Consider the following 12,881-nt stretch of genomic DNA (forward strand, 5'->3'; position numbering starts at 1 on the left):
CGTTCGGCCCGTCCGTTGGCGCGCGTGCCGGGCCCGATCAGGCCTGGCCGCTGCGCTCCCACAATGCGTAGTGCACCTGGCCGGCCGTCTTTTCCCGGTGCAGGCGCCAGTTACCGGGCAGGCCGAGACTCGAAGGTTGCGCTTCGCTCTCCGTATAGATCCACGCATGCTTCGCCAGCCAGCCCTTGGCCTCCAATAGCTCGCAGGCAGGCAGCAGGAGGTTCTTGCTGAATGGTGGGTCGAGAAAGATCAGGTCGAAGGGGGTCGGCGCTTGGGTATCCAAGTAGCGCAGGGCGTCGCTTTGCATCAGCTGGCCGTGGCCACACTTGAGGGTATCGAGGTGCTTGCGCAGGGCAGCGATAGCATTGGCGTTGAGGTCAAGCGCCAGGGCCATGCTGGCGCCGCGTGACAACGCTTCGAGGTACAGCGCACCGCTGCCGGTAAAGGGGTCGAGCACACGCGCGCCGGACAGGTAGGGCGCCAGCCAGTTGAACAGCGTTTCACGCACCCGGTCGGGAGTGGGGCGTAGCCCCTCGGCATCGGGGAAGGCAAAGCGGCGGCTGCGCCACTCGCCGCCGATGATGCGCAGTTGCCCTTGGCCGCCATGGGCGGCGGGGCGGGCGGAAGGTCTGGTCATCAATGCTCCGGAACGCCGCTGGGTTGTTCGATGGGTGTATCGCTGGGCGGCGGCAGGGGCTTCTGCTCGACCTTGGGTCCGGCGGTCACGATGACGAAGCCGCCGGCTTCGAGGTGCTTGTTCATCGCCGTCTTCACCTGCTCGACTGATAGCCCCTGGACCTGTTGCATGAAATCTTCGAGATAGGTCAGCGGCAAGTTGTAGAACCCAATGCTGCCCAACTGGCCGACGATGTCGCTGTTGCTCGCGGTGGACAGCGGGAAGCTACCGGCGATCTCGCGCTTGCTGCGCTCGAGCTCCGCTTCGGTAGGGCCTTTCTCGAGGAATTCGGCGACCAGGCGCTGGACCAGCTCCAGCGTCGCCTCGGACAGCTCCGCGCGGGTCTGCAAGTTGATCATGAAGGGGCCAACAGCCTGCATCGGGCTGAAGCCCGAATACACGCCATAGGTCAGGCCGCGTTTTTCGCGCACTTCTTCCATCAGGCGCGTGCCGAAGCCGCCGCCACCGAGTATCTGGTTGCCCAAGTAGAGCGCGGCGTAGTCCGGATCGCCTCGCGCGACGCCCAGCTGCGCGAGCATCAGGTGAGTCTGGTTTGACGGGAAATCGATGTGCTCATGCACGGCCTGGGGGGCATCGGGCGTTGGTGGCGCTGGCAGCGACGGCCCATTTGGCAGGGCCGCGGAAACCGTGTTAGCGATTGCCTCGGCCTCGTCTCGACTGAGATCGCCCACCAGGGCGATCACCACATTGCCGGCGGCGTAGGCCTTGGCATGGAAGGCGCGCAACTGGTCGGCCGTGATGCCTGGGATCGACTCGGCGTTGCCTTCGCTAGCATGTGCGTAGGGGTGCTGCTGGTAGAGCTGCTTGAAGAGCTCGAGGCTGGCGAGCTTGCCCGGGTTCTGCTTCTGGAATTCGAAGCCGGCCATGACCTGGTTCTTGATCCGCTGCAGCGAGCCTTCCGGGAACGTCGGCTGGCCGACCACCTGGCTGAACAGCTGCAGCGCCGGCTCTCGCTTGTCCGCCGCGCTAAGGCTACGCAGGCTGGCAATCGCCATGTCGCGGTAGGAGCCGTTGCCGAATTCGGCACCCAGCCCCTCGAACCCCGAGGCGATCGCGGTGACGTCACGCCCCTCGATGCCTTCGTTGAGCATGGCATTAGTCAGCATGGCCAGCCCCGGGACGCCGCCGTCCTGGCTGCTGCCGGCGGCAAAGGTCAGGCGCAGGTCGAACATCGGCAGTTCGTGGGCCTCGACGAAGAGCACCCGTGCGCCGCCCTCGGTCTGCCAGCTCTGAATGTCCAGTGTGCGGCGGGCGAGCGGCTTGTCGCCCAGTTCGTCGAGCGACTGGATGCGCTGTTGCTCCGCTTCGGCTTCGCGGGCGATGGCCTGGCCGGACTCGGCCGGCGTGGCAACTGTCTGCGTGGCTGGCACCGGCAGGTTGGCGGCGGTCTCGCTGGCGTGCTCGTTGCAGCCTGTCAACAGGCCAGTGGCCAGCGCCAGGGCGAACAGGCCGCGACGCAACGGGGTGCGATCACTCATCGCGGGTCTCCTCGGGCAGCACATGGGCGACGCTCATGCGCGAGCGGGTGAAATAGGTGCGGGCGGCCTGCTGGATGTCTTCCGGGGTCACGGCTTCCAGCGCAGCGAGCTCGTCATCCATCAGCCGCCACGATAGGCCCACCGTCTCCAATTGGCCGATAGTTGTGGCTTGCTGGGTGATGGAGTCGCGCTCGTAAACCAGGCCAGCAATGACCTGTGCTCGGACCCGTTCGAGCTCTTCTGCCGAAGGCGCACTCTGCTTGAGCGCCTCGAGCTGCCGCCATATGCCGGCTTCGACCTCTTCGAGGGTGCGGCCCTTCTGCACGTTAGGCGAGGCGCTGACGATGAACAGGCTGTCGCCGCGGGGGTAGGCGTTGTACCAGGCCGAGGCGCTGGTCACCAGTTCTTCGCCGCGCTCCAGCTGCTCGGGCAGGCGTGCGCTGTAGCCGCCATCGAGCAAGGCGCTGATCAGGCGCAGGGCATGTATCTGACGGGGGTTTTCGTCAGCCGTCGCCAGGCCGGGCACGTTGAAGGCCATGATCAGACTTGGTAGCTGCGTCTTGACGTGAAGGGTGAGGCGGCGTTCGCCGGGCTCGTCAAGCTCCAGCGGCCGCTTGGCGCTGGGCAGAGGGCGTTGTTCGATTGGCCCGAAATAACGTTCGGCCAGGTTGCGGATTTCCTCTGGCGTGACATCCCCGACTACCACCAGCGTGGCGTTGTTGGGCGCGTACCAGGTTTGGTACCAGCCGCGCAGTTCCTCGACTGTCATGCGCTGCAGGTCGGCCATCCAGCCAATGGTCGGGTTGTGGTAACCACTGGCGGGGTAGGCCATGGCCTTGAAGCGCTCGTAGGCCAGTGCGCTGGGCTTGTCATCCGTGCGCAGGCGGCGTTCTTCCTTGATCACCTCGATTTCGCGGGCGAACTCATCGGCCGGCAGTTTCAGGCTGGCCAGGCGGTCAGCCTCGAGCTCGAAGGCAACAGCCAGGCGGTCGCGCGCCAAGACCTGGTAGTAGGCGGTGTAGTCGTCGCTGGTAAAAGCGTTTTCCTCAGCGCCGAGCTCGCGCAGGATGCGCGAGGCCTCACCCGCGCCAAGTTTGCGGCTGCCCTTGAACATCATGTGCTCAAGGGCGTGCGAGAGGCCGGTTTGGCCGGGAGACTCGTAGCTCGAACCCACCTTGTACCAGAGCTGCGACACTACAACCGGTGCGCGGTGGTCTTCGCGCACGATCACCTTCAGGCCGTTGTCGAGGAAGAATTCGTGGGTGGGCTGGCCATCGGCGGCGATGACCAGCGGCAAGTACAGGGCGCCTAACAACGTCAGGGCGGCGCGGCGTAGCGTCAAGGGCATAGTCGGGGCTCGTTGGAAGGTCGGATCCGCCGGTGGCACGGCAGGCTGTCACGTCGGGCATGTTAATGGTGCGCTGATGCCAGGGCAAAGGCGGCAGCCTGGCGTAGGGCCACGCTTAGCGCAGGGGATTATGCAGTGCTAGGATAGCGCCCGTCCGGCCGGTGGCGTGGCCGCCGGCGTTTGCCCTCTTGAGAAAATCTTCTCCATGTTTGGTTCCAACGACGATAAGAAGGCGCCAGCCGAGGCTGGCGAAAAGAAAGGCTTGTTCGGCTGGCTGCGCAAGAAGCCGCAGGCGCCTGCCTCCGAGCCGCCGCCAGCCGCCGAGCCGCTGGAAGAGAGCCAGCCGTTCGCCGATGAACCCGACGAGGCCGCCCGCGAAGAAGTCCGTGATCGTGAGGCGCCCATCGAAGCGTCGGCCGAGCCTGCGCCTGTGTCCGCGCTGCAGACCGAATCCGAACCGGCCCACGACATCGTCGTGCCCGAGACGATGCCGGAAGAGCCGGCGCTGGCTGAAGTCGCCATCGAGCCGCCGCCTGCCCCTGTCGCCGAGGCGCCTCCTCGGCTTGGCTTCTTTGCACGTCTCAAGCAAGGTTTGTCGAAAACCAGCGCCAGCATCGGCGAAGGTATGGCCAGCCTGTTCCTCGGCAAGAAGGCCATTGACGACGACCTGCTCGACGAGCTGGAAACGCGGCTGTTGACCGCCGATGTCGGTGTCGAGGCGACCACCGCGATCATGCAGAACCTCACGCGGCGCGTTTCGCGCAAGGAACTGGCTGACAGCGGGGCCCTGTACAAGGCACTGCAGGAGGAGCTCGCCGGCCTGCTGCGGCCGGTCGAGCAGCCGTTGCAGATCGATGCCAGCCGGACCCCGTTCGTGATCCTGGTGGTTGGCGTAAACGGCGTCGGAAAGACCACTACCATCGGCAAGCTGGCCAAGAAACTGCAGCTCGAGGGGAAGAAGGTCATGCTCGCGGCCGGTGACACCTTCCGCGCCGCGGCCGTGGAGCAGTTGCAGGTCTGGGGGGAGCGCAACAACATCGCCGTCGTGGCTCAGCACACTGGCGCGGACTCCGCTTCGGTGATCTTCGATGCGGTGCAGGCTGCGAAGGCGCGGGGCATCGATGTCCTGATCGCCGACACGGCTGGTCGTCTGCATACCAAGGACAACCTGATGGAAGAGCTGAAAAAGGTCCGCCGGGTCATGGGCAAGCTCGACGAGACGGCGCCGCACGAGGTGCTGCTGGTGCTCGATGCGGGCACGGGGCAAAACGCGATCAACCAGACCAAGCAGTTCAACCAGGCGGTCGAGCTCAGCGGATTGGTGCTCACCAAGCTCGACGGCACGGCCAAGGGCGGCGTGATCTTCGCGCTGGCCAAGCAGTTCGGCACGCCGATTCGCTATATCGGCGTGGGCGAGGGCATCGATGACCTGCGGACCTTCGAGGCGGACGCCTTTGTCGACGCACTGTTCGCCGAGAGGGGTGCGGGCGGGGGTGCAGCCTCGTCATGATCCGCTTCGAACAGGTCGGCAAGCGCTATCCCAACGGGCACACCGGTTTGCATGAGCTGTCCTTCCATGTGCAGCGCGGCGAATTTCTCTTCGTGACCGGCCATTCGGGCGCTGGCAAGAGCACGCTGCTGCGGCTGCTGCTGGCGATGGAGCGACCCACGAGCGGCAAGCTGCTCCTGGCCGGGCAGGATCTGTCGCGCATCAGCAGCGCCCAGATTCCTTTCCTGCGTCGGCAGATCGGCGTGGTCTTCCAGAACCATCAGCTGCTCTTCGACCGCACGGTGTTCGACAATGCCGCGCTGCCGTTGCAAATCCTCGGGCTGAGCAAGCGCGAGATCGGCCAGCGGGTAATGACGGCGCTCGAGCGAGTCAGCCTCAAGGACAAGGCGTTGCAGTACCCTTCGGATCTGTCCACCGGGCAGCAGCAGCGTGTCGGTATCGCCCGCGCGGTGGTGCACCGCCCGGCCCTGCTGCTGGCTGACGAGCCTACCGGTAACCTCGATCCTCGCCTGGCCGCGGAAATCATGGGTGTGTTCGAGGACATCAACCGCCTCGGCACGACCGTGCTGATCGCCAGCCACGACCTGGCGCTGATCGCACGCATGCGCCATCGCATGCTCACGCTGCAGCGCGGTCGTCTGATCGGTGACGGGGAGGCGACTCGATGAGTGCACAGAAACAAGGCTCGACCCCGGCCGAACGCGTCGGCGGCCTGCCCAACAAGCCCGAACAGCCCGTCAACGACGAACCGGACTTCAAGGCGCTGTTCCACGCCTGGCTGGAGAGCCATCGCGCCAGCGTCGTCGACAGTGTCGGGCGCCTGGTCAAGCAGCCGATCGGCAGTTTTTTCACCTGCCTCGTCATGGCTGTCGCGCTGAGCCTACCGATGGGCTTGGCGCTTCTGTTGGACAACGTCGAGCGGCTCGGCGGCTCCTGGCAGCGCGCCGCACAGATCTCGCTGTTCATGGAGCTGGACGTGGACACGTCCGGAGGGCAAGCGCAGCGTGAGCGGATACTCGAGATACCGGACGTTGCCGAGGCCGAATGGATCAGCCGCGAGCAGGCGCTCGAGGAGTTTCAGCAACTGTCCGGCCTGGGCGAAGCCCTGCGCGAACTGCCGGAGAATCCGCTGCCAGGTGTCATCCTGGTCACGCCTCGCGAAGTCGACCGGGATAACCTGGAAGCCCTGCGACAGCAGCTCGACGACCTGCCGGGCGTGGCCCAGGCGCAGCTCGACCTGCTCTGGGTCGAGCGGCTCGGGGCCATCCTCAGGCTGGGCGACCGCTTCGTCTTCGGACTAAGTCTGCTGCTTATCGCGACCTTGCTCCTGGTCATCGGTAACACCATTCGCTTGCACATCGAGAACCGCCGCACCGAGATCGAAGTGGTCAAGCTGGTTGGTGGTACGGATGGCTACGTGCGGCGCCCCTTCCTTTATATGGGCGCACTCTATGGCCTAGGGGCCGGGCTCATCGCCTGGGCGCTGCTCGCCTACGGATTGGGGTGGCTGAACGAGGCCGTGACCGGCCTGGCTGGGCTGTATGGCAGCGATTTCGGGCTGGCCGGGGTACCCGTCGAGGATGGCCTGTCGCTGGTGCTCGGTGCGTTGCTGCTGGGCTACATCGGAGCCTGGCTGGCGGTAGCGCGGCACCTCAGTGAGCTTGCGCCAAGGTGATAAGTTATTGTTTTTGTTCAGTTATTTAGATTGGTGTCGGAACTTTTCCACAGGCTTGAAGTCTGATTCGGCAATGCTAAACTGCTGCAGCTTCATTATTGGAGGAACTGCATGACGACTAATCTGCAACCTGTTCAAGCGCTGGTTCCGGGAGCCAATCTCGAAGCCTACGTGCAGACGGTAAACAGCATCCCGCTGCTTTCGGTCGAGCAGGAACGCGACCTGGCAGAGCGCCTGTTCTACAAGCAGGACCTCGAGGCCGCTCGCCAGATGGTGCTTGCTCACCTGCGATTCGTGGTGCATATCGCCCGCAGCTACTCGGGCTACGGTCTGGCGCAAGCTGACCTGATCCAGGAAGGCAACGTCGGCCTGATGAAGGCCGTCAAGCGCTTCAATCCGGAAATGGGCGTGCGGCTGGTGTCCTTCGCGGTCCACTGGATCAAGGCGGAAATCCACGAGTTCATCCTGCGCAACTGGCGCATCGTCAAAGTTGCGACCACCAAGGCGCAGCGCAAGCTGTTCTTCAATCTGCGCAGCCAGAAGAAGCGCCTGGCCTGGTTGAGCAACGACGAAGTCGAGCGAGTCGCCGACAGCCTGGGTGTCGAGGCACGTGAAGTGCGCGAGATGGAGAGCCGTCTGACCGGTCACGACATGGCCTTCGATCCGTCGGCCGACGCCGATGACGACAGCGCCTACCAGTCCCCGGCGCACTATCTGGAGGATCACCGCTACGATCCGGCCCGCCAGCTGGAAGATGCGGACTGGAGCGACAGCTCCAATTCCAATCTGCATGAAGCGATGGATGCCCTGGACGAGCGCAGCCGCGACATTCTTCAGCAGCGCTGGTTGAGTGATAACAAGGCCACGCTGCATGACCTGGCGGCCAAGTACGGCGTATCCGCCGAGCGGATCCGTCAGCTAGAAAAGAATGCGATGAACAAGCTGAAGGGGTCTATTCAGGCCTGATAGGCGAGGTAACTGACAAAGGCGCTGCAGACCCGCTCTGCAGCGCCTTTTTCTTTGCCGTTCGTTCAGTTCGCTTAGCGGGGCGGGCGTGTCTGTTCCAGGCTTTCGGTCAGGGTGATCAGCAGTTGGGCGGCACTGATCGGTTTATGCAGCCAGGTGACCTTGTCGTAGTCGGCCTCTCCATCGAAATGAGTGGCCGCGGACACCACGATGATCGGCAGGTCCCGCGTCTGCGGGTTGGCTCGGACGTCCTCGATTAGCTCGCGCCCGCTGCCGTCTGGCAGGTGTAGGTCAAGGGTCATCGCTTCGTAGCGGGCCTCGGCCAGCTTGTTGCGAGCCGCATGCAGGCTCTGAGCGCGATCGACCGCATAGCCCGCGTCGCGCAACATCAGGTGTAGCAGGCGGCCGGTGTCGGGTTCGTCCTCCACGACCAGCAAGCGCAGTTGCCCCTGATCGGGACCGGTCGTGCTGGTCTCGATGATCGGCAGTTCGCACCAGAACGTCGTGCCGTGTCCCACCTGGGTGTCGAAACCGACACGGCCACCCATGCGCTCGATGAATTCCTTGGTGATCGCCAAGCCCAGCCCGGTGCCGCCTTTTTGCCTGCTGTCAGATGCGTCGGCCTGTGCGAATTTCTCGAAGATGCGGTTCTGAAAGCCTTCGGGTATTCCGGGCCCCTGGTCAGTGACATTGATGCGCACCTGACCGCCTTCCGTCTGGCTGCAGTGCAGGGTTACTTGGCCGCCCTCAGGGGTGTACTTGATGGCGTTGGATAAGAAATTGCTGAGCACCTGCTGCAGGCGCAGGCCGTCGACCCATACGCGCAGATCCGGGGCGTCATCCAGTACGCAGTCGACACCCAGATGCGTAGCGAACGCCTGGTTGCTGGCCAGTGCCTCTTCCAGCAAGCGGCGCAGGGAATGCTCGCGCATGTCGAAGGTCATCTTGCCGGCGGCGATCTTTTCCATGTCCAGCAAGTCGTTGATTAGATGGCCCAGGCGCAAGCTGTTGCGGTGGGCGATGTCGAGCATCTGTAGCATCGGTGGCGGCACCTCACCCATGGCGCCGCCCGTGACGAGGCCCAGCGCACCGCTGATCGACGTCAGCGGCGTACGCAATTCATGGCTCACGGTGGAGACGAACTCGTCCTTCATCTGCTCGATGCGCTTGTGCTCGGTCAGGTCCATGCTGGTGCCGCTGATGCGCAGTGCCTGGCCGTCCTGGTTGCGCTGGATATAGCCGCGCACCAACACCGGAAGGGCATGGCCGGCCTTGTGCTGGAAGCGCAATTCAGTGGTGAAGTGGTCGACGTCGGACAGCATCGTCTGCGCCAGCTGTGCCCTGGCGCGTGGCAGGTCTTCCGGCACCATGACCCGCTCCCAGAGTTTGAGGTCAGCCTGCAGTTCGCCGGGGCGGTAGCCCAACATGTGCCAGGCGCGAGGCGAGGCGTAGAAGGTTCCTGCCGCGAGGTGGAGGTCCCAGACGCCGTCATTGCTGCCTTTGAGCGCCAGGCTCAGGCGCTCCTCGCTCAGCTGCAGGGCACGCCGGTTTTCGCGAATGTGGTCGGTCATCTCGCGGGCTAGGGCCTCGGCGCGGCTACGACCGAGGGCCAGCGAAGATGTCAGGAAAAAGAGCAAAAGGCTCAGGCCAAGGCAACCGCCCAGCACCAGGGCATCATTGGAGTGATAGAAGGCCTCGAATTCGGGAAGGCTCTCGATGTGCAAGGTCCAGGTCTGGCCATACAGGTCGAGTTGCACGACCTTCTGGTACTCAGCGGGTTGCGCCCCGGTCCGGTCGAGACTGGCGAAGATCAGCTGATCGGGCGTTTTGTTGGTCCCGGCGTAGATCTGCAGGCTGAGATTGGTGTCGGCGGCGCCCAGGATGCCGTACATCAGGTCGTCCATCCGGTAGGGGCTGTAGACGAACCCGCGCAGCGCTTGCAGGCGCGCCTCGGCGGTGTCGGCCGAAACGCCTCGCTGGTAGATCGGCACGTACATCAGCACGCCGGCCTGGACCTTGCCATGGGTTTCCTGGCGCAGTGTGACCTTGCCGGTCAGCCGCGGCCGGCCAGTTTCGGCGGCCCTGCGCATGGCTTGCTGGCGGACCGGCTCGGAGAACATGTCATAGCCGAAGGCAGCGAGATTTCGCGCGCGAAACGGCTCAAGGTACACGACCGGTGTATGCAGCGTGGCCCCGGTGTGAATTGGATGGACCTGGTAGTCCGGGTAACCCTCGGCCTTTACCTGTCGCTCATGCTCGGCAAGCTCCTGGGGGCGGACCGCTTGGGCGAACCCCACGCCCTGGATACCCGGATAGTGCTCGGCCAGGCTCAGGCGTTCGTTGTAGGTACGCCATTGGGCGCGGGTCACTTCGTCGGTGGCGTCGAACAGGCCGGCCGCGCCGAGCAGGATCTGCTCATGGTCGATCAGCCGCTTGCCGATGGCCTCGCTGGTCTTCTCCACCAAGAAATCGAACTGCCGCTCGGCCGCGCGTTCTTCATCGAGCTGCAAGTGATTGAAGATCATCAGTTGAACCAGCAGGGTCACGCCCAGCACCACCCAGGCGATGCTGTTACGCCACTGGAAGAACTGGCGCACCTTGCCGAGGGTGCGGGCGTCGCTTGCGGTTTCGCTCATGGGTCGCTGTCGTGCCTCGGTGGCGAATGCTGAGAAGCTCTGCGCGGAGCCATTGAGCTAATGGACGGTCGGAACCGCCGCCACGTTCATCTGGGCCCGAGCTTACCCGTCGGGATGGCGAACTGCCATAGCGCTCCGTCAGGCCGCGCCAGGCGGTTCAGAACGCCCCTGGCCTGAGCGAGTTGAGGTAGTGGCTGCCGCCCAACTGGTTGACCTGGCGGCGGATCCAGGCCGCGCGGCTACGTACGTGCGGGCCGGGCCTACCGGCATTCCACTCGCGTGGATTGGGCAGGACCGCGGCCAACTGGCTGGATTGTTGCGCGGACAGATAGGGCGCGCCCACATCAAAGTGATGCCGGGCGGCCGCTTCCGCGCCGAAGATCCCGTTGCCCCATTCGACACTGTTCAGATAGACCTCGAGGATGCGCTGTTTTGGCCAGAGCAGCTCGATCAGCCCGGTGAACCAGGCTTCCAACCCTTTGCGGACCCAACTGCGGCCGGACCAGAGAAACAGGTTCTTGGCCACCTGCTGGCTGAGCGTGCTGGCCCCACGCAGCGAGCCGCCGCGCTCGTTGTGCGCGAAGGCGGCGCGGATGGCATCGATGTCGAAGCCCCAATGCGTGGCGAACTTCTGGTCCTCGGCAGCCACAACGGACATCTTCAGGTGGTCCGGCAGCTCCTTCCAGGGGCGCCAGGTGCGTTGCAGGTCGATGCTGTCCCCGCTGGCCAAGGACTCGATCTTGCGTTCGATCATCAGCGCAGTGAATGGCGGCGGCACCCAGCGCAGCACCAGCACCAGCAGTACCGAAAGGGCGATCAGCCATAGCAGCAGTTTGGTCAGGCGGCGCATCAGGGCTCGAAGCATGGGTCGTGGTCGCGGCCGGAAAGAGCCGGCATTATAACGGCCTCGAAAGGTCAGACTGGAAACCCGCCCATGATTCGTCTGTTCATTCTCTTCGCTGGCGTGTTCGGCCTGACCGGCGTCGCCCTCGGCGCCTTTGCCGCTCACGGTCTCAAAAACCGCTTAACGCCCGAGATGCTGACCGTATTCCAGACCGGTGTGCAGTATCAGATCTACCACGCCCTGGCACTGCTGGCCGTGGCGCTGTTCTCGCTGCACATGCCCGGACGCCTGTTGAACGCCGTGGGTGGGCTGTTCGTGCTCGGTGTGTTGTTGTTTTCCGGCAGCCTGTATCTGCTCACCCTGACCGGCGTCAGCAAGCTGGGCATCATTACGCCGATCGGCGGCGCGGCTTTTCTGGCTGGCTGGCTGTGCCTGCTACTCAGTGCCTGGAATATGCGTGCCTGAAGGCGGGACGAATGGCCGCGCGCATCGCCTTGGTGGCCTGGGTCGATCGGGCTAGAATGCGGGCCCCTTTGCAATGGTGGCTATCACTATGCTCATCGAGTTGAACGGCGAGCGCCATGAGCTTCCTGACGGCCAATCGGTCGCCGACCTGTTGCAACGCCTGGACCTGGTCGGGCGGCGCTTGGCGGTCGAACTGAACCGCGACATCGTTCCGCGCAGCCAGCACGCCGCTACGCTGTTGGCCGAAGGCGATAAGGTCGAGATCGTCCACGCCATCGGCGGCGGCTAACGGGCTGACCCTTTTCGATCCCGGTGCGCCCGTGACGCGTGCCTTTTTCACCGCATCACGCCTGAACAGGAGGGCACCATGAGCCCAGTTCCCCAAGACAAACCCTTCACGCTGGCCGGTCGCACCTATCAGTCGCGGCTGCTGGTCGGTACTGGCAAGTACAAGGACCTCGACGAAACGCGCGCGGCCATCGAGGCCTCGGGTGCCGAGATCGTCACCGTGGCCGTGCGCCGAACCAACATCGGCCAGAATCCGGGCGAGCCGAACCTGCTCGACGTCATCTCGCCTGAGCGCTACACCATCTTGCCGAACACGGCTGGTTGCTATGACGCCGAGGACGCGGTGCGCACCTGCCGCCTGGCGCGCGAGCTGCTCGACGGGCACAAACTGGTCAAGCTCGAAGTGCTGGCTGACCAGAAGACCTTGTTCCCCAACGTCATCGAGACACTCAAGGCCGCCGAGGTATTGGTCAAGGAAGGCTTCGACGTCATGGTGTACACCAGCGACGACCCAATCATCGCGCGCCAACTTGCCGACATGGGTTGCATTGCCGTGATGCCGCTGGCTGGCCTGATCGGCACCGGACTGGGCATCTGCAATCCCTACAACCTTCGCATCATTCTCGAAGAGGCGAAGGTTCCGGTGCTGGTCGATGCCGGCGTCGGTACCGCCTCGGACGCAACCATCGCCATGGAGCTGGGCTGCGAGGCGGTACTCATGAACAGCGCCATCGCCCATGCTCAACAACCTGTGCTGATGGCGCAGGCCATGAAGCACGCGATCGAGGCGGGGCGCCTGGCCTATCTGGCCGGCCGCATGCCGAAGAAGCTCTACGCCAGCGCGTCCTCGCCCATGGACGGCCTGATTCGCTGAGCCCCACCCTCCGCCTGCGCCATTCGAGCGCGGGCGGTACAGCATCCTGCAGGTTTCACTCGATGATCGATACTTCCCCACCGGCCGATGGCCAGCGACG

General features: G+C 64.3%; 12 protein-coding genes. 7 read left to right on the forward strand and 5 right to left on the reverse strand.

Annotation, left to right across the window (positions count from 1 at the left end; genetic code table 11):
- Nucleotides 1–37 precede the first annotated feature (37 nt).
- The 3 genes from rsmD to M1D78_RS01525 are packed head-to-tail and all read right to left on the reverse strand — an operon-like array spanning nucleotide 38 to nucleotide 3,523.
- Nucleotides 38–637, reverse strand: coding sequence for a 16S rRNA (guanine(966)-N(2))-methyltransferase RsmD (rsmD, locus tag M1D78_RS01515; protein WP_437422321.1), 600 nt, complete (start codon nucleotides 635–637; stop codon nucleotides 38–40).
- The gene (locus M1D78_RS01520) at nucleotides 637–2,175 is read right to left on the reverse strand and encodes a M16 family metallopeptidase (RefSeq protein WP_437422320.1); all 1,539 of its coding nucleotides are present in this window, start codon (nucleotides 2,173–2,175) and stop codon (nucleotides 637–639) included. The genes rsmD and M1D78_RS01520 overlap by 1 nt, the downstream gene beginning before the upstream one ends.
- Nucleotides 2,168–3,523 (reverse strand): M16 family metallopeptidase, encoded by a 1,356-nt coding sequence (locus M1D78_RS01525; RefSeq protein WP_437422319.1) that lies wholly within the window; start codon nucleotides 3,521–3,523, stop codon nucleotides 2,168–2,170. Before M1D78_RS01525 ends, M1D78_RS01520 begins: the two co-directional genes overlap by 8 nt.
- A gap of 205 nt (nucleotides 3,524–3,728) precedes the next feature.
- On the opposite strand from M1D78_RS01525, the gene ftsY reads away from it, so the two are divergent.
- From ftsY to rpoH, 4 genes are all read left to right on the forward strand, one after another.
- Nucleotides 3,729–5,033: a signal recognition particle-docking protein FtsY gene (gene ftsY, locus M1D78_RS01530; RefSeq protein WP_437422318.1), complete on the forward strand. Its 1,305-nt coding sequence runs from the start codon at nucleotides 3,729–3,731 to the stop codon at nucleotides 5,031–5,033.
- On the forward strand, nucleotides 5,030–5,701 hold the full coding sequence (ftsE, locus tag M1D78_RS01535; protein WP_437422317.1) for a cell division ATP-binding protein FtsE: 672 nt from the start codon (nucleotides 5,030–5,032) through the stop codon (nucleotides 5,699–5,701). Before ftsY ends, ftsE begins: the two co-directional genes overlap by 4 nt.
- Nucleotides 5,698–6,708, forward strand: coding sequence for a permease-like cell division protein FtsX (ftsX, locus tag M1D78_RS01540; RefSeq protein ID WP_437422316.1), 1,011 nt, complete (start codon nucleotides 5,698–5,700; stop codon nucleotides 6,706–6,708). The genes ftsE and ftsX overlap by 4 nt, the downstream gene beginning before the upstream one ends.
- Nucleotides 6,709–6,819: 111 nt before the next feature.
- Nucleotides 6,820–7,674 (forward strand): RNA polymerase sigma factor RpoH, encoded by an 855-nt coding sequence (rpoH, locus tag M1D78_RS01545; protein ID WP_437422315.1) that lies wholly within the window; start codon nucleotides 6,820–6,822, stop codon nucleotides 7,672–7,674.
- Between the two features lie 74 nt (nucleotides 7,675–7,748).
- Here the strand turns inward: rpoH and M1D78_RS01550 are convergent, their stop codons facing one another.
- Both M1D78_RS01550 and mtgA read right to left on the reverse strand, forming a co-directional pair.
- Nucleotides 7,749–10,310, reverse strand: a complete 2,562-nt coding sequence (locus tag M1D78_RS01550) for a CHASE domain-containing protein (RefSeq protein ID WP_437422314.1) — start codon at nucleotides 10,308–10,310, stop codon at nucleotides 7,749–7,751.
- A 157-nt stretch (nucleotides 10,311–10,467) separates the two neighbouring features.
- A complete protein-coding gene (mtgA, locus tag M1D78_RS01555; protein WP_437422313.1) occupies nucleotides 10,468–11,175 on the reverse strand; it encodes a monofunctional biosynthetic peptidoglycan transglycosylase in 708 nt (235 codons plus the stop codon).
- 69 nt (nucleotides 11,176–11,244) lie between these two features.
- Between mtgA and M1D78_RS01560 the strand changes: the two genes are divergently transcribed.
- From M1D78_RS01560 to M1D78_RS01570, 3 genes are all read left to right on the forward strand, one after another.
- Complete coding sequence (locus M1D78_RS01560; RefSeq protein ID WP_437422312.1) at nucleotides 11,245–11,619, forward strand: DUF423 domain-containing protein; 375 nt, start codon at nucleotides 11,245–11,247, stop codon at nucleotides 11,617–11,619.
- Nucleotides 11,620–11,707: 88 nt separating this feature from the next.
- The gene (gene thiS, locus M1D78_RS01565; RefSeq protein WP_437422311.1) at nucleotides 11,708–11,908 is read left to right on the forward strand and encodes a sulfur carrier protein ThiS; all 201 of its coding nucleotides are present in this window, start codon (nucleotides 11,708–11,710) and stop codon (nucleotides 11,906–11,908) included.
- Nucleotides 11,909–11,986: 78 nt separating this feature from the next.
- A complete protein-coding gene (locus M1D78_RS01570) occupies nucleotides 11,987–12,781 on the forward strand; it encodes a thiazole synthase (RefSeq protein WP_437422310.1) in 795 nt (264 codons plus the stop codon).
- Nucleotides 12,782–12,881 lie beyond the last annotated feature (100 nt).

It is taken from the genome of Pseudomonas sp. SA195, from assembly GCF_054131565.1.